This window comes from Belnapia sp. AC561 (assembly GCF_979252845.1).
The window spans coordinates 1-16,204 of the sequence record NZ_CEEDBP010000012.1; the positions used below are offsets into that span (position 1 = coordinate 1).

General features: G+C 66.4%; 13 protein-coding genes. 7 read left to right on the forward strand and 6 right to left on the reverse strand.

All coding sequences use genetic code 11. The features are described 5' to 3' along the window. A partial coding sequence (locus AC0IW9_RS11950) for an MBL fold metallo-hydrolase (protein WP_471648474.1) occupies nt 1–738 on the forward strand: 738 nt, incomplete at its 5' end. 155 nt (nt 739–893) lie between these two features. Here AC0IW9_RS11950 and AC0IW9_RS11955 read toward each other — a convergent pair. Further along, nucleotides 894–1,427, reverse strand: coding sequence for a hypothetical protein (locus AC0IW9_RS11955; protein ID WP_471648475.1), 534 nt, complete (start codon nt 1,425–1,427; stop codon nt 894–896). Nucleotides 1,428–2,078: 651 nt separating this feature from the next. Between AC0IW9_RS11955 and mazG the strand changes: the two genes are divergently transcribed. The 4 genes from mazG (at nt 2,079) to AC0IW9_RS11975 (ending at nt 6,367) form a co-directional block, all read left to right on the forward strand. Further along, nucleotides 2,079–2,882: a nucleoside triphosphate pyrophosphohydrolase gene (mazG, locus tag AC0IW9_RS11960; RefSeq protein WP_471648476.1), complete on the forward strand. Its 804-nt coding sequence runs from the start codon at nt 2,079–2,081 to the stop codon at nt 2,880–2,882. 311 nt (nt 2,883–3,193) lie between these two features. After that, the gene (locus AC0IW9_RS11965) at nt 3,194–4,486 is read left to right on the forward strand and encodes an O-acetylhomoserine aminocarboxypropyltransferase/cysteine synthase family protein (RefSeq protein ID WP_471648477.1); all 1,293 of its coding nucleotides are present in this window, start codon (nt 3,194–3,196) and stop codon (nt 4,484–4,486) included. Then, a complete protein-coding gene (hemB, locus tag AC0IW9_RS11970) occupies nt 4,483–5,502 on the forward strand; it encodes a porphobilinogen synthase (RefSeq protein ID WP_471648478.1) in 1,020 nt (339 codons plus the stop codon). The genes AC0IW9_RS11965 and hemB overlap by 4 nt, the downstream gene beginning before the upstream one ends. Nucleotides 5,503–5,575: 73 nt before the next feature. After that, nucleotides 5,576–6,367, forward strand: a complete 792-nt coding sequence (locus tag AC0IW9_RS11975) for an SDR family NAD(P)-dependent oxidoreductase (protein ID WP_471648479.1) — start codon at nt 5,576–5,578, stop codon at nt 6,365–6,367. Nucleotides 6,368–6,395: 28 nt separating this feature from the next. Here AC0IW9_RS11975 and AC0IW9_RS11980 read toward each other — a convergent pair whose 3' ends face one another. From AC0IW9_RS11980 to AC0IW9_RS11995, 4 genes are all read right to left on the reverse strand, one after another. Further along, nucleotides 6,396–7,796: a porin family protein gene (locus tag AC0IW9_RS11980; RefSeq protein WP_471648480.1), complete on the reverse strand. Its 1,401-nt coding sequence runs from the start codon at nt 7,794–7,796 to the stop codon at nt 6,396–6,398. A 251-nt stretch (nt 7,797–8,047) separates the two neighbouring features. Further along, nucleotides 8,048–9,019 (reverse strand): YheT family hydrolase, encoded by a 972-nt coding sequence (locus AC0IW9_RS11985; RefSeq protein ID WP_471648481.1) that lies wholly within the window; start codon nt 9,017–9,019, stop codon nt 8,048–8,050. 91 nt (nt 9,020–9,110) lie between these two features. Continuing rightward, the gene (locus AC0IW9_RS11990) at nt 9,111–10,346 is read right to left on the reverse strand and encodes a CaiB/BaiF CoA transferase family protein (RefSeq protein ID WP_471648482.1); all 1,236 of its coding nucleotides are present in this window, start codon (nt 10,344–10,346) and stop codon (nt 9,111–9,113) included. A 90-nt stretch (nt 10,347–10,436) separates the two neighbouring features. After that, nucleotides 10,437–11,912, reverse strand: coding sequence for a malonyl-CoA decarboxylase (locus AC0IW9_RS11995; RefSeq protein WP_471648483.1), 1,476 nt, complete (start codon nt 11,910–11,912; stop codon nt 10,437–10,439). A gap of 148 nt (nt 11,913–12,060) precedes the next feature. Between AC0IW9_RS11995 and AC0IW9_RS12000 the strand changes: the two genes are divergently transcribed. Next, entirely contained in the window at nt 12,061–13,572 is a 1,512-nt protein-coding gene (locus AC0IW9_RS12000; RefSeq protein WP_471648484.1) for an aldehyde dehydrogenase family protein, read from the forward strand. 90 nt (nt 13,573–13,662) lie between these two features. After that, complete coding sequence (locus tag AC0IW9_RS12005) at nt 13,663–14,505, forward strand: transglutaminase-like domain-containing protein (RefSeq protein ID WP_471648485.1); 843 nt, start codon at nt 13,663–13,665, stop codon at nt 14,503–14,505. A gap of 22 nt (nt 14,506–14,527) precedes the next feature. On the opposite strand, the gene AC0IW9_RS12010 is transcribed toward AC0IW9_RS12005, so the two are convergent. Then, nucleotides 14,528–16,102, reverse strand: a complete 1,575-nt coding sequence (locus AC0IW9_RS12010; RefSeq protein ID WP_471648486.1) for a Na+/H+ antiporter — start codon at nt 16,100–16,102, stop codon at nt 14,528–14,530. Nucleotides 16,103–16,204: the final 102 nt, after the last annotated feature.

Genomic DNA, 16,204 nt, shown 5'->3' on the forward strand with positions numbered 1-16,204 from the left:
GAGGGCGAGGGGGGTAATTGGGGGGACTGTGACCCGGCCGAGCCGCGCAACCGGCGGACCCGAACCTCAGCACTGCTGGAGGGGCCCGATGGGCGGCGGCTGCTAATCGACGCCGGACCGGATATGCGGGAACAGCTGCTAGCGGCGCGGGCAGCGAAGCTGGATGCGATCATCTTCACCCATGCCCATGCCGATCACTGCCTCGGCATCGATGACCTGCGACAGGTCAATCGGGTCATCGGCCAGGCGCTGGACGCCTATGGCACCCGGACCACCATGCAGAAACTGGATGATCGTTTCGATTACGCCTTCATCGGCCCGACGCCGCCGTTCTTCTACCGGCCGGCGCTGGAGCAGAAACGGGTGGCCTATGGCGATCGCTTCGAGGCGGCCGGCCTGCCGGTTGAAGTCTTCCGCCAGGATCATGGGGTGATGGATACGCTCGGCATCCGGATCGGTCGCTTTGCTTATTCGACCGATGTGGTGATGCTGCCGGAGGAAAGCATGCCGGCGCTTGAGGGGTTGGACACCTGGGTGGTCGGCTGTTTCCAGCGTGGGCCACACAAGGTGCACGCGAACCTGGACCAAGTGCTGGAGTGGGTAGCGAGACTGAAGCCGCGGCGCACCGTGCTGACGCATATGGGGCCGGGCATGGACTACGCCGCGCTGCTGCGCGACCTGCCGCCGGGAATCGAGCCGGCGCATGACGGCATGGTGCTGGACGTGCCGCTCACCTGAGCAGCCCGGGTCTGGGAAGACACGGTCAAGCGATGGAACACGCTACCCACAGCTTCTCCACGGCTTTATCCCCAGGTCTTTATTTTCCATAATATATCTTATGCGGTAATTAGATTTGGGGATAAGGCCGCGCCCAGCGGCCGCGGCCTCCCTTCTCACGCCAGACTGGACTGCTGCCGGTCCTGGCCAATGGCGAGCGGCTGTGGTGGTACCGGCACAGCTTCAGGCGGCAGCTTGGCCGGCACGTGGCCACGGATGACCACCAGCGCATTGACCACCGCGAGGATGAACAGGATCCCGAAGCCTGGCCCGGCCTTGGCGCTGAGCGCGGCCAGCGAGCCCATTCCAAGGATCGCTGCCAAGGCGACGCCGAGGATCGGTAGCGAGACCACATCATCGGGCGCGCCGGTGATGCGGCGATGCCAAGCCTGCAGCCGTTCCGCCCCGGCCAGGTGCGCCGCCGTGGCCGGCGGCGGCAATTCCCCCAACGCATAAGGTAGCCGCGCCACATTGGCGAGGATAAGGCCGAGCAACAGTAGCAGGCCGAAGGCCATGCCGAATGCCAGGGTCAGCAGCAGGTTCAGCAGGCCCAGTATCACAACCGCCCAGACTGCCAGATCGAAGCGGTACCTTGGGGTCTGCGCATCGAACCAGGCATTCCACCGGTAGAGTTGATCCAACCCGTTCATCGTCCGCCTCCCTGCGAATGGCAGCCCGAGTATTGCGCGAGAATGCGGAATGGATTCAATTATTGAGCTGCCTTTCGCCCGCACGCTCGGTCGATTTTGCGGCAGTGGCGAGTTGTTCGGCCGCTCCGGCGCTCAGACGCCTAGCGTTGGCAATGAATCCCGCTGGTCGTCCTGGGTGACCCCCTTCCCTGCTCTCGGCCACTGCGGTGATGACCGCGGTCGCGTCCGCCGTCCCCCGGGCGGATGAAGGGGATGCGGCGGGCGAGGCCCAGTACATCGCCGAAACCGGTCAGCTAGTCGTTCATGGTCATCATCCAGAGCCCCTCGCAAGCGAAGTCCTGGCGCATCAGCATCGGTTGGCGAGATTCCTCAGGGCGACAGGCGGCTTCCCGGACATAGACACCGAGCTGGGCAAAGCGCAGTTGGTGCGGTGTGGCCAGCCCACGCTCGATGTTTTCGACCGTCCCGCGACTCGGCGTGCAGGCCTAGTCCTGGGAATAGGCGCCGGCGAGTGCCATCGGGATCGGGCGGCTGACAGGATGCGGATCATGACGTCCTCCGTTATGCGGCGTTGTGGGCAGCATGGCGGCATCAGATACGGGATGGCATTGATATCGGCCGATCCCCTCACCCGAACCTTAAGGAATACTCATGCCCGACTCGGCCCGCACGCAGGTTGCTCTCTCTCGTTTACTGTCTATCATGGCTCGTTTGCGGGCGCCGAATGGTTGTTCGTGGGACCAGGTCCAGGATTTTGCCTCGATCGCGCCCTATACGATTGAAGAGGCGCATGAGGTGTCGGACGCGATCCGGCGCGGGCCGGATTTTTCGGCCCTCCTGGATGAACTGGGGGATCTGCTGTTCCAGGTCGTCTACCACGCGCAGATGGCGGAGGAGCTCGGGCATTTCGGTTTCGCGGAGGTGGCGGCTGGCATCGGCGACAAGATGATTCGTCGACATCCGCATGTGTTCGGCGAAGCGGCGGCGCGCGATGCCGAAGCCCAGACCGTCGCCTGGGAAGCGCAGAAGGCGGTAGAGCGGGCTGCCCGGGCCGAGACGGGAACGCTGGCGGGGGTACCGACCAACCTCCCTGCCCTCACACGCGCCGCCAAGCTGACTCGGCGAGCTTCGCGGGTTGGGTTCGACTGGCCGAATATCGGTGGCGTCTTCGAGAAGCTTGAGGAAGAAGCGGCCGAGCTGCGGGCTGAATTGCCAACGGCAGATCCGGTCCGAATGGCGGATGAGGTGGGCGATCTGCTCTTCGTCCTCGCCAATCTGGCGCGAAAGCTCGATTTGGATCCGGAGGAATGCCTGCGTGGCGCCAATGCCAAATTCGAACGTCGTTTCCAAGGGCTTGAACAACGTCTGGCAGCAGAGGGTCTGGGCCCAGCGGATGTGTCGCTAGAGCGGATGGAAGAAGCTTGGCAAGCGGTAAAAGCCGAAGAAGGACCGTAATGTAAATTACTTGACAAAGTGCCAGGATAAGTCACTCATCGTCTTCCCGACTCAGGTGCATAATTTACACAGCATAGAAAGATGTTTGCGGAGGCGAAGGTGCCGCTCCAGACGCGCAGAACTTCCAGCGAACAAAAAAGGAATGGTGCGGGGGGCTCGCCAATACACGATGAGGGTGGATCATCCGAATGACAGGCAAAGCGGCACGTCGCCTGTCCGGCTGCCGAAGATGGCCCGCGGGCGCCCCTTTCCCGGAAGCGCGACAAGTGGCACGACTTCGTCAGCGGAGAGATGCGCGTACGGAGGCCAAGATGCCCAATTGGACCAGCCCAGAGACCCTGGCCCTGCATGGCGGCAGCCATCGGGCGGATCCCACCACCGGCTCGGTCGCGGTGCCGATCCACCAGACCACCAGCTTCCAGTTCCAGGATACCGGCCACGCGGCGCGGCTCTTCGGCCTAGCGGAGCTGGGCAATATCTATACCCGCATCATGAACCCGACCTGCGATGCGCTGGAGACGCGGATCGCGGCTCTCGAGGGCGGTGCGGCGGCATTGGCGGTCGGCTCCGGCCAGGCGGCGACCAGCTTCTGCGTGATGAACCTCTGCGCCGCCGGGGACAACATCGTCTCATCGACCGATCTCTATGGCGGCACCTGGAACCTGTTCGCCAATACGCTGAAGCAGTTCGGCGTCGAGGTCCGCTTCGTCGACCCGGCCGACCCGGAGGGCTTCGCCCGCGCCACCGACGCCCGGACCCGCTGCTACTATGCAGAAACCCTGCCGAACCCGAAGCTGCAGGTCTTCCCGATCGCGGAGGTGGCGGCCATCGGCCGGAAGCTCGGCGTGCCGTTGATCATGGACAATACCGCCGCACCCATCCTCTGCAAGCCGCTGGCGCTCGGCGCCGCGGTGGTGATGCATAGCACCACGAAATTCATCGGCGGGCATGGCACCAGCATCGGTGGCATCGTGGTGGATGGCGGCAACTTCGACTGGGAGGCCGGTGGCGACCGCTTCCCCACCCTGAATAGCCCGGACCCGAGCTACCATGGCGCCGTCTGGTCGCAGGCGGCCAAGCCGCTCGGCCCCATCGCCTATATCCTGCGCATGCGGACCTGCACCCTGCGCGACCTCGGTGCCGCCATGTCGCCCTTCAACGCCTTCATGTTCCTCCAGGGGCTGGAGACGCTGCCGCTGCGCATGGAGCGGCATTGCGCCAACGCGCTGAAGGTCGCAGCCTTCCTCTCGGCGCATCCCAAGGTGACCCGGGTGATCCATCCGAGCGTGCAGACCGGCGAAGCCAAGCGCCGTGCCGATGCGGCGCTGAAGGGCGGCTATGGCAGCCTGATGGGCTTCGAGATGGCAGGCGGAGCGGAAGCGGGCGCGAAGTTCATCGATGCGCTGACGATGTTCTATCACGTCGCCAATATCGGCGATGCGCGGTCGCTGGCGATCCATCCGGCGACCACCACGCATAGCCAGCTTTCGGCCGAGGAGCAGCTGTCGACCGGGGTGACACCGGGCTATGTCCGGCTCTCGATCGGCATCGAGCATATCGACGATATCATCGCCGACCTCACCCAGGCGCTGGAGGCCGCATGACCATCGGATCGCCGGTCGGGAGCTTCCCGAATACCCGCATGCGGCGCAATCGGCGGGATGCCTGGACCCGCCGGCTGAATGCCGAGAATAGCCTGACGGTCGATGACCTGATCTGGCCGATCTTCGTCCGCGAGGGCGAGTGCCAGACCACCGATGTCGGCTCCATGCCCGGGGTCGTCCGCGTTTCCATAGACCGGCTGGCGGGGCATGTGGAGAAGGCGGTCAATCTTGGCATCCCCGCCGTCGCCATCTTCCCGATGACGCCGCCGGAGCTGAAGAATGCCGAGGGCTCCGAGGCACTGAATCCGGACAACCTGATGTGCCGTGCGGCGCGGTTGCTGAAGCGCGAATTCCCCGAACTTGGGCTGGTCGGCGACGTGGCGCTGGACCCCTATACCGACCATGGGCATGACGGGGTGATCCGCGACACCACCGCCGGCGAATACGTCCACAACGACGACAGCGTCGCCATCCTGGTGACGCAGGCGGTGAACCAGGCGGCGGCGGGGATCGACGTCATCGCGCCTTCCGACATGATGGATGGCCGCGTCGCTGCCATCCGCACCGCGCTGGACTCGCAGGGACTGATCGATACGCGAATCATGTCCTATGCCGCCAAGTACGCCTCCGCGTTCTATGGCCCGTTCCGTGATGCGGTCGGGTCCGGCAAGGCACTGCGCGGTGACAAGAAGACCTATCAGATGGACCCGGCCAATTCGGACGAGGCACTGCGCGAAGTTGCGCTCGACCTCGCCGAGGGCGCCGACATGGTCATGGTCAAACCTGGCATGCCCTATCTGGATATCGTACGGCGGGTGAAGGACCGCTTCGGCGTGCCGACCTTCGCCTATCAAGTCTCCGGCGAATACGCGATGATCATGGCCGCCGTTCGGAACGGGTGGCTGGAACACGAACGGGCGATGCTGGAAAGCCTGCTGGGCTTCAAGCGGGCCGGTGCCAATGGCGTGCTGACCTATTTCGCCATCGAGGCGGCCGAGGTGCTGCGCCAGCGCTGACACCGGACCGCAGGGCCCCTTGACCGCCCTTCCCGCCCCGCGTCTCATCGGCGCAAAAGCGGGAGGGTAGCGCATGAATACCGATTGGCTCGGCCTCGCAGACAAGATCGCTGTCGTCACCGGGGCCGCGGGCGGCATGGGCCGTTCCATCGCCGCCTCCTTTGTCGAGGCAGGCGCCGCAGTTGCGCTGCTCGACCGGGACCGCGAGGGGCTGCGGGCGATCGAGCAGCAATTGGCCGCGGCCGGAGGCCGGGTGGCCGCCATCGCCTGCGATACTGGATCCGAAGCCAGCATCGCCGATGCGGCACGGGCCTGTGCCGACAAGCTCGGCCCGGCGGATATCCTGGTGAACAATGCCGGCATTCTGCGGGCCGGACCGCTGGCGCAGCTGCCGCTGGAGGAATGGAATACCCTGCTGGCGGTGAACCTGACCGGCTACCTGCTCTGCGCCCAGGCTTTCCGGCCGCAGATGCTGGGGCGGCCTGCGGCGCTGGTGCATATCGCCTCCATCGCCGCCTCGAACCCGCAGCCGCGCAGCGGCGGCTATTCCCCGAGCAAGGCCGCCGTTGCAATGCTGTCGCGCCAACTCGCGCTGGAATGGGGGCCGGATGGGATCCGCAGCAATATCGTCAGCCCCGGGCTGATCCGCACACCGATGTCGGAAACCTTCTACCAGGCACCGGGCGTGAAGGAGCGGCGGGAGCAGATGCTGCCGGCACGGCGCATCGGCACCCCGCAGGATATCGCCGATGCGGTGATCTTCCTCGCCAGCCCACGATCCAGCTACGTCACCGGTGGTGAGATCCTGGTCGATGGCGGCCTGGACCAGGTGGTCATGGAGCTGACGCCGCGGCCGGGGTACTGAGCCGCCGGCGTGTTCCAGCTGCGCGCCTTCAGAAGGCCAGACGGGTGCCGACCAGGAAGACCTTGGTGGTCGACCGGTCCTGCACCCCAGCATTCTGCGGGTCGAGGTCGCGGCCCCGTTCGGCAACGGTATAGCTGCTGAATTCGGCAAGCAGGTCGAGGCCCGGGCCAATCCGGTAGTTGCCGCCGACGCCGAAGCCGAGGCGACGCATCATCGCCGTCCCTGCCGGATTGGCTACGAGGTTGTTCCGCCCGCCCGAGGCATTCGCTTCGGCGGCACTGAAGCTGGAGCGGCTGGCGCCCTCGAAGGTGCCGATCACGTAGTTGCCGCCGAAGCTGAATGGGCCGTTGGTATAGCTGGCACCGGCGAAGAGCTGGTCCATCGGCCGGTCGCCACGTAGGGTGTTGCCCCAGAAATAATTCGCGTCGCCGTGTTCGTATTGCACGCCGAGGGTGAATCCCCGGGCCGAGGCCTGGGCGCCGAATTGCATGACGTTGATGGCATTGAAAACCCGTGCCTGGGTGCCGGTGGTGGTCAGCTCCCTTGCCGCACCGGCACCGACATAGCCGCCGGTGAAGGCGAGCCCGACGCCCGCCAGGCTGCCGCGCCAGCGCAAGGCCGCCTGATGCTCATTGCGCCGCACCGCGAAGCCGCCACCGGCGGCGGGAACGCCGATGGCGCTGGCCCCGGTGAAGGCATAGGCAGTGTCGCACCAGCCGGAGGAGGCATTGCTCGGGCAGCCGGTATCCTCGCCCTCATTGTAATTGAAGGCGAAGCTGGCGCCGAAGTCGAAGCCGAAGAATTGCGGCGAGAGATAGATGATTTTCGTACTGTCGCCGATCGCGCCGGGGGACGTCATGGTCCGCGCATTGGCCTGGCGGACGACAAAGGATTCGCGGTCCCCGTAGATGCCGCCCGAGCCGAAGTTGGTGACAACGCCGCTGTTCATCAGGCCGCCGACCGGGCCATCCTCGTCGCCAAAGCGGAGTTGGCCGAAGGTCGGAGAGGCGACGAAGGCATAGGCCTCGTCGATGCTGGCGGTGGTCTTGCCGCTGCTGGCCCGCTGCTGGAGGATGTTGCGGCCCTCGGCCTGGTTGAAGGCGATCTCCACCACCGCGCCATAGGTGAGGCCATTGGCGACCTTGCCATTGACCAGGACGCGTACCTCGGCATCGGTGCTGAAGTCGTTCTTCGATAACCGGGCGATGCCCGAACCATTGGCCGGCAGGTTGCCGGAAGCGCTGGCCACGTTGTTCGGCAAGGTCGTCGGCACGGTGGAGTTGCGGCCGCTTTGCTGGGTATTGCCATAATAGGCGCGGAAGAAGCCGCCGATCCGTATCGTCGGTGCTTCCTGTGCCAGCGCCGGGCCAATGCCAAACTGGCCGGCGCCGGCCAGAGCCGTGCACCCGAGCATAATAGTCCGCATCATTGTCATATCCCCCGACCTCGGCCTTATGACTTGCCGATATTCAATTATGATTTCCGCAACCGACAAAATCGGGCAGAAGGCAGCCGGGCTTTTTCTTGAAGACTGGTAAATTCTGGCGCCGGTGCTGCTCGGCTTTTTATGGCGCAATCATTAATCTGCAGCAACTCGTCGAAGCGGTCGGCCAAGGCTTCCCTAGAATCATGTGGCCACGCAGCCACATACTGTTTTTAATTCAACATTATACCGATGGGCTACTGCAGGGCAGCGGTCCCTTCGAAGAAGGCGCCGATCGTCCTCACCGAAAGACTGTCTTCCGCGCGGTCGTAGAAGCCGCAATGCCCGCCGCCAGCGATCGAGAGAGGCGCCACCGCGGGACAGGCCGCCCAATCGATCCCAGCCAGGCTATCAATCGGCACGATGGGATCATCCTCCGCCATGAGCAGCAGGGTCGGCACCCGGATGCGCGGGAGGGCCGCCGCCGCCCGGTTCATCTCGCAATAGACGGCATAGGAGGGGTAGCCGAAGCGGGGAGCCGTCACCGTCGCTTCGAACTCCACCAGGGAGGTGGCCGTGAGCGCTGCCTGGCGGAGTGGCTCCGGCAGATCCCGGGCCGGCACCGCCAGGACTTCCTGCCGGTAGAGCGCCAGCAGGGCGCGACCGAGGATCGGCTGGGCATCGATGGCGCGATGGGCGAGTTCCGGCTGCAACGGCGGACAGATGGCGGCGGCGCCGAGGATCGGCGGCAGGGCCGCGGTCTCCTGCGCCAGTAGTTGCAGCACCAGGGCGCCGCCGAGCGACCAGCCTGCGAGCACGACCCCCTGCCCTGTCAACGCCTGCGGCAGGACTTCCAGCGCTTCTGCGAGATCCTGGCTGCGGCCGAGGTGGTAGTGGCTGGTGCTGCGCGCACGGCTAGGGGCGGAGCCACGGAGATTGAGCCGCAGCACGGGAAAGCCGCGGCGCAACAAGCCGACCGCCGCTTCGCGTAGATAAGGGTCCTCCTCGCTGCCGGTCATGCCATGGACCAGCACGGCCAAGGGCTGCCGGGCCATGCGTTGGGGCAGATGCAGGCTGGCGGCCAGGGCGTCGCCATCGGCCAGGGGCAGCCAGAGCCGGTGGCCGGGCGGCAGGCGGTTCGGGATCGGCCAACGCAGTGCGCGCAGGGTCTGCAGGGTAGCGCCCAGCCAGGGCGGGCGGGGCGCAAAGGGCTTCGGCGAAGGGATCATGCTGGGGACAACGCCGGGGAACGGCTGGCGTTACCCCGGCGTCGGCCTCGGCACGTGGGTGGGTCGCGGATTACCGGCCCATCCGTGGTGACTACAGGATGCCTTTGTCCCGCAGCGCGGCGATCTCGGCAGCCGGCATGGCCAGCAGGCCGCCCAGGATCTCATCCGTGTGCTGGCCCAGCACCGGCGGCGGGCTGCGATAGTCGGGCGGCGTCGCGGAAAGCTTCACCGGATTGGCGATGACCTTCACCGTCTCGCCGCTGGCGTGCTGCATCTCGACCGTCATGTTGCGGGCGACGACATGCGGATCGGCGAAGACCTGTTCCAGCGTGTTGATCGGGCCGCAGCCGATCTTCAGCGCCTCCAGCACGTCGATCCATTCCGCGGTGGTCTTCGACTTCATCACCGGGGTCAGCGTCTCGGTCACCAAGCCGCGGTTGGCGACGCGCTTGGGGTTGGTTGAGAAGCGCTCGTCGCTCAGCAGATGCTCCAGGCCATTGGCCTTGCAGAACCGCTCAAAGGTCGGGTCGTTGCCGACGGCGAGAATGATGTAGCCGTCCTTGGTCGGGTATTCCTGGTAGGGCGCGATATTCGGGTGCTGGTTGCCGAGCCGCGGCGGGTTCTCGCCGGTCGCCAGGTAGTTCATGCCTTGGTTGGCCAGCCAGGCCACATGGGTATCGAGCATGCCGATATCGATCTGCTGGCCTTGGCCGGTGCTGTTGCGGTGGTTCACGGCGGCGAGGATGCCGATGCAGCCGTAGAGGCCGGCGAAGAGGTCGGCGACGGGCACGCCGACCTTCTGCGGAGAGCCATCAGGCTCCCCGGTCAGGGACATGACGCCACCCATCGCCTGAATCAGCGCATCATAACCCGGGCGCGGCGCATAGGGGCCGGTCTGGCCGAAGCCAGTGATGGAGCAGTAGATCAGTCGCGGGTACTTCTTCGAAAGCTGCTCCCAGCCCAGACCATATTTGGCCAGTGCACCGACCTTAAAGTTTTCAGCCAGGATGTCGCAGGATTCCAGCAGGCGGTGGATGATCGCCTGGCCCTCCGGCTTCGATATATCCAGCGTGACCGACTTCTTGTTGCGGTTAACGCCGACAAAATAGGCACTCTCGCGGGTATTCGGCACGAAGGGCGGGGCGAAGCCGCGGGTGTCGTCGCCGGCTTCCGGCCGCTCGATCTTGATGACCTCGGCGCCGAGGTCGCCCAGCATCTGGGTACAGGTGGGGCCGGCGAGGACGCGGGTGAGGTCGAGGACGCGGAGGCCCTTCAGGGGTCCTGTCGGCTGGGGCCCCGTCGTTTGGGGGCCAGGTGCTTCCTGCATGATCGTCTTCCTCTTGGCGGGCATCGTCGCTGCCGTCATGCACCAAGCGTCGGGGCGCGACTAGAGCAAACCCCCGCCCGACGGGCGCCCCTAAGCCGGCCGCGCCACTGCCTTTTCGTCACCGCCCAGCAACCGCGGCAGCCGCGCTGTCAGCCGGCTGGTCGTCGCCTTGGCGGCTGCGGGTAGGGCCAGCAATGCCTCCACCGCGGCCGAGCGAGCGACCTGGCCGGAGCGGACGAAGCGCTCGTGGTTCTCCTCGATCGTCTCGGGATCATAGAGGTAATTCACCATGATGCCGTGGCTCTCCCGCATCCCGCGCTGGGCGGTATTGCCGAGCCAGTTGATCCGCTCCAGCCGGGCGCCATTGCCGAGGTGGAAGCGGGCCACCGGGTCGATGCCGCTCATGCCGGTATTGGGCCGGGTCAGGTAGCAGGCGGCCAGGCGAAGCAGCACCGGGCGCAGCACCGTCTCCCGCACCGGATCCTGCCACCAAGCGCCGGCGGTCAGGGCCTGGAAGGCCGCCGTCGCATCCGGCTCGCCACCGGCGGTCAGGGCGGCGACCTCATCGGCGCGGAAGACGCCGCCTTCGGGAGGAGAGGCGAGCTGCCGGTCCAGCCAGCGATGGAAGCCCGGCACCGGCGAGAGGGTGGAGAACTGGGTGATCTGCGGCAGCTCGGCCTTCAGCTCCTCCACCACCTGCTTGATGAGGAAATTGCCGAAGGAGATCCCGCGCAGCCCTTCCTGGCAATTTGAGATGGAATAGAAGATGGCGGTATCGGCCCGGGCGGCATCGCCGGCCGGGGCCTCCCGCCCCAGCAACGGCTGGATGGCGCTGGCGAGGCCGGCGACCAGGGCGACCTCGACGAAAATTAGCGGCTCCCCCGGCAGCGCCGGATGGAAGAAGGCGAAGCAACGGCGATCCGCCGCCAGGCGCCGTCGCAGGTCGTCCCAGCCAGCGATCTCGTGGACCGCCTCGTAGGCAATCAGCTTCTCCAGCACCGCGGCCGGGGTCTGCCAATCGATCCGGCGAAGTTCCAGGAAGCCGCGGTTGAACCAGGAAGTGAACAGGTGCTTGAGGTCGCTGTCGAGCACCCGCAATGCCGGGTGCTGCCGGGCCAGGGTGGCCAATTCCTCGCGGATCTTGACCAGACGGGCGGTGCCGCCCGGCGCCATGTTCATGCGACGGATCAGCTCCTGCCGCGGCGGCTCGGCGGCTTCGGCCAGCCGGGCGGCGACGTCGGGGCCGGGGTTGGCGAGCCAGGCCTCGGCAGCGATGCGCAGCTTGTCCGGGTCGGGCCCGAAGCCTTCCGAGAGCTTGGTCAGGAAGGCGACCCGGTCCTCCGGCGCCAATACCGCGATGCTGTCGTGCAATTCGCGGGCAACGGCAGCGCCGGACGCCTCGCCGCGCTCCGACAGCAGGGCTTCCGCCAGGCGGGAGGCGCGGTCCAGCGGGGGCAGCCCGGCCGCAGGAACATCCGCATAGGCCCGGCCGCGATCGGCAACCGAGGACCACACCCATTCCAGCCATCCGCGCGAGGCGGTCGCCGTCGAGACTGTGCCTGCCATACGCGCTGCGTCTCCTGTCGATAACCCTGGGTTCATCCTATCAGCCTGCGGGGGGCGGCCGAAAGCTTGGCTTGGCTGACTTGCCCTTGTGGGGACGGCGGCCCATGGTCTGGCCCCTTCAATGTTCCGCCATCCCGGGAGGAAATCCATGCTCGACCGGCCCCAGCACACCCCCGCTGCCCCCAGCCTCGACCCCTTCGCCCTGGCGAAGTCGCTCTCGGGCTTCCACTTCATCGACGGCGGCTATGTGCCCGGCCGGAACGGCGCGACCTTCGCTGTGGTGAATCCCGCAACCGGCATCGAGGTGGCCCACGCTGCCGAAGGCGATGCGTCCGATGTGGATGCCGCGGTGCAATCCGCCTCCAAGGCACAGAAGGCCTGGGCCAAGGTGCCAGCGCGCAAGCGCGGTGCCATGGTGCATGCCTGCGCCGCGCTGCTGAAGGACCATGTCGAGGAACTGGCGCGGCTCATCGCGCTCGAGACCGGCAAGGCGCTGCGGACGGAATCGCGCGTCGAGGCCGGCGTCGTCGCCGATGTCTTCGAATTCTTCGGCGGCCTGGGCAGCGAGCTGAAAGGCGAGAGCGTGCCCTTCGCGCCGAATGTCCTATCCGTGACGGTGCGTGAGCCACTCGGCGTTGTAGGGGCGATCATCCCCTGGAACGTGCCGATGCTGCTGATGGCGCTGAAGGTGGCCCCTGCCCTGGTCGCCGGCAATGCGGTGGTGGTGAAGTCGGCCGAGGAGGCACCGCTCGCGGTGCTCCGCATCTGCGAGCTGATGAACCGCATCCTGCCGCCCGGCGTCTTCAACATGGTCTCGGGCTTTGGCCCGGAATGCGGCGCGCCGCTGGTCGAGCATCCGCTGGTCCGCAAGGTGACCTTCACCGGCAGCGTCGAGACCGGCAAGATCGTCGCCCGCGCGGCAGCGGCGAAGCTCATTCCCGTCACACTGGAGCTCGGCGGCAAGTCGCCGATGATCGTCTTCGCCGATTGCGATTTCGACAAGACCGTTTCCGGCGCGCTGACCTCCATGCGCTTCACCCGGCAGGGGCAGAGCTGCACGGCGGCGAGCCGCATCTATGTGGAACGGCCGATCTTCGACAAATTCGTGACGGCGATGAAGACCGCGGTCGATGCCATGGTCATGGGCGACCCGCTGGACGAGAAGACCGACATCGGTACCATTGTCAGCAAGGACCAGCTCGCCAAGGTGCGCGGCTTCATCGAGGAGGGGACGGCGACTGCCGGCGCGACTGCGCATGTCTGCTCCGCCATGCCGAGCGACCCGGCGCTGAAGAAGGGACTCTTCATCCAGCCCGTCATCTTCACCGGCCTCGGCCCCGACAGCCGGCTGGTGCGGGAGGAGATCTTCGGACCGGTCACCGTCATGGCGCCTTTCGATGAGCCGAAAGCGGTGCTGGCCGAGGCCAACGATAGCGAATACGGCCTGGCGGCCAGCCTTTGGACCAACAACCTGAAGGTCGGGCTGGACTTGGCGCATCGGCTGGAGGCAGGGCTGGTGCAGATCAACCAGAACCTCGTCGTCCAGGCGAACCTCAGCTATGGCGGCGTGAAGTCCAGCGGGCTCGGCAAGGAAGCCTCGCTGGAAGCGATGCTGGAGCACTTCACCCACAAGAAGACCATCATGGTGAACATGGACTGACCAATGCAGCTTGGCCGGGCGGTGACCACCGCCCGGCCCGCCAGCGGCACATGATTTGCTACTCCCTCGACGAACTGGGAGAGTGGTGCGATGGAGTTTCGACTTGGCTGCGAACTGTCCTATTCGCTGCCGCAACCGGCGCCGATCCTCTTCAATATCGAGGTCGCGCGAACCGCGATCCAAAACCTGCGCCATGAGGCGCTGAGCCTCCCCCCGGAGCTACCTCGCGAGGTTTGGATCCAGCCCGAGAGCGGCAACCGCTATCTCCGAGTGATGGCCCCGGCCGGCGCCTTCACCCTTCGCTACGAGGCGACCGTCTCGCTCTCCCCGGGACTCGATGATCCCGCAGCCATTGCCGAGGTGCCGGCCGGCGAATTGCCCTTTGAGGTCTATCCCCACCTCTACCCCAGCCGTTACTGCCAGGCCGACCGGCTGACGCCCTTTGCACAGAAGACTTTTGGCGGGCTGCCCCCCGGCTATGCACGGGTGAACGGCATCTGCAATTGGATCCACGACCACGTCGACTACCAAGCTGGCAGCTCGGACGAGCAGAGCTCGGCCATGGATACAATCCTGCAGCGGGCCGGCGTCTGCCGCGACTTCTCGCATCTGGCCATCGCCTGCTGCCGCGCCATGGGCATACCGGCCCGCTACGTCAGCGCCTATGCTTGGCGTCTCGACCCGCCGGATTTCCACGCGGTCTTTGAGGCCTGGCTGCAGGGCCCCGGCGGCGGTGCCTGGTACATCTTCGATGCGACGCGGAAGGCGGCGCCCGATGGTCTGGTCCGGATCGGGATCGGCCGCGACGCTGCCGAGGTCGCCTTCGCCTCGCCTTTCGGTGCCTTCGAGGCGGCGAAGCCCAAGGTCTGGATCGCCGCCACGGAAGAGGCCACAGGCCCGGTCATCACCGACGCGGTGCGGGTCGAGGGCTGAGGTTTCTCCCGAGACACCTTGATCAGGCGTCGAGCGCGCGCCTGATCTGCTGTTCCTCCAGATCCAGTTCATCCACCAGGGCACGATGCGCCTCGCCATCCAGCGCATCCGTGCGCTCGGCCAGCCTGTCCCGCGCCGCCTGGATGGCGACCAACCGGAGCTGAAGCTGGGCCTCGAGCTGCGCCCCCTTCGCTTCCAGATCCTGCCCCTCGATGCTCGCGCGTTCCGCCCGGACCTCGTATTCCTGGACCAACTCCGCTGCCGCCGAAGCCTCGTCGGCATTGCTGGAGTCGTCCAGCCGCTCCCGCACCGCCTCCAGCGCGGCGGTGGCGATCTCGGCCCGCGCCTCGGCGGTCTCCGGCTCGGGCAGGACCTGCTTGTCGCCCACCACGCCAAGCCGACCCACCAGCCAGCCCAGCGTGGTGCCCTGAAACAGCAGCGTCGCGCAGATGGCGCAGAAGGCCAGGAACAGGATGAGGTCGCGGCCGGGGAAATGCTCGGGCAGGGCCAGGGCCGCGGCCAGACTCACCACGCCCCGCATCCCGGTCCAGGCGATGACCACCGAATGACTCCAGTGCGGCATGGGGTCGCGCGAGCGCAGCGCCGGCGACAGGGCCCGCGGCAGCCAGCCGGCAGCGAAGACCCAGGCGAAGCGGCTGAAGATCAGCGTCGCCGCCATCGCCCCCGCTACGAGGATGAGTTGCCCGGTTTCATAAGCGGCCAGACGGCCGAGGATGTCCCGCAACTGTAGCCCGATCAGCATGAAGACCAGACTGGTCAGCGCGAATTCGAGGAAGCCCCAGACCGCCACCAGCTCGATCCGGGTCCGTGCGGTGAATTCGGCATGCTGCTGGCGGCCGAGCACCAGGCCGCAGGCCACGGCCGCAAGGACGCCGGAGACATGACAGGCCTCAGCGGTGAGATAAGCGGCGAAGCCGGCCAGGATACTGATGGTGAGGTCGAGCAGGGTATCCTCCAGGTGGAGGAAGATCCACATCGCGGCCCGACCGATCAGCCAACCGATGCCTGCACCGCCCAGTGCCACCACAATGAATTGCCAAGCCCCATCGGTGTAGTCGACCGTGCCCATCCCGACCGCCGCGACCGCGAATTTATACAGCACCAGGGAAGAGGCATCGTTGATGAGGCTCTCGCCCTCGAGCACCGTGACGATCCGCTTCGGCAGCCGAAACCGCTTCAGGATGGAGGCGGCGGCCACGGCATCCGGGGGGGCGACGATGGCACCGAGGGTGATCGCCGCCCACCACGGCAGTTCCGGTACCAGCAGCCTGGCCATCACCGCGACCAACCCGGCCGTGAAGAAAACCGCGCCGATCGCCAGCAGCAGGATCGGCCGCAGGTGGTCGCGGAAGGCCGGCCAATCGGTCCGGTAGGCACTGATCTGCAACAGCGGCGGCAGGAACAGCGCCAGCACCAGATCCGGGTCCAGCACCAGCGACGGAAGGCCTGGGATGAAGGCGATTCCCATGCCGCCGATCACCAGCGTCACCGCCAGCGGCAGGTCGAGTAGGCGGGCCACCACGGCCAAGACGACGCAGGCGGCCAACAGGGCCAGCAGAAGTTCGAATATTGCCACAGGGCTCCGGCGCCCGGCCGGGCCGGGTCTTCACGTAGGGACGGACTGCGGAACATCCGCCACGGCTGAACGCGGCAGACGGCCTCCCGACGCGACGCCGGC

Excerpts from the sequence above, each read along its gene's own strand:
- AC0IW9_RS11955 (WP_471648475.1), bottom strand. The coding sequence starts at position 1,427 with ATGAACGGGTTGGATCAACTCTACCGGTGGAATGCCTGGTTCGATGCG.
- mazG (WP_471648476.1), top strand. The coding sequence starts at position 2,079 with ATGCCCGACTCGGCCCGCACGCAGGTTGCTCTCTCTCGTTTACTGTCT.
- AC0IW9_RS11965 (WP_471648477.1), top strand. The coding sequence starts at position 3,194 with ATGCCCAATTGGACCAGCCCAGAGACCCTGGCCCTGCATGGCGGCAGC.
- hemB (WP_471648478.1), top strand. The coding sequence starts at position 4,483 with ATGACCATCGGATCGCCGGTCGGGAGCTTCCCGAATACCCGCATGCGG.
- AC0IW9_RS11975 (WP_471648479.1), top strand. The coding sequence starts at position 5,576 with ATGAATACCGATTGGCTCGGCCTCGCAGACAAGATCGCTGTCGTCACC.
- AC0IW9_RS11980 (WP_471648480.1), bottom strand. The coding sequence starts at position 7,796 with ATGATGCGGACTATTATGCTCGGGTGCACGGCTCTGGCCGGCGCCGGC.
- AC0IW9_RS11985 (WP_471648481.1), bottom strand. The coding sequence starts at position 9,019 with ATGATCCCTTCGCCGAAGCCCTTTGCGCCCCGCCCGCCCTGGCTGGGC.
- AC0IW9_RS11990 (WP_471648482.1), bottom strand. The coding sequence starts at position 10,346 with ATGCAGGAAGCACCTGGCCCCCAAACGACGGGGCCCCAGCCGACAGGA.
- AC0IW9_RS11995 (WP_471648483.1), bottom strand. The coding sequence starts at position 11,912 with ATGGCAGGCACAGTCTCGACGGCGACCGCCTCGCGCGGATGGCTGGAA.
- AC0IW9_RS12000 (WP_471648484.1), top strand. The coding sequence starts at position 12,061 with ATGCTCGACCGGCCCCAGCACACCCCCGCTGCCCCCAGCCTCGACCCC.
- AC0IW9_RS12005 (WP_471648485.1), top strand. The coding sequence starts at position 13,663 with ATGGAGTTTCGACTTGGCTGCGAACTGTCCTATTCGCTGCCGCAACCG.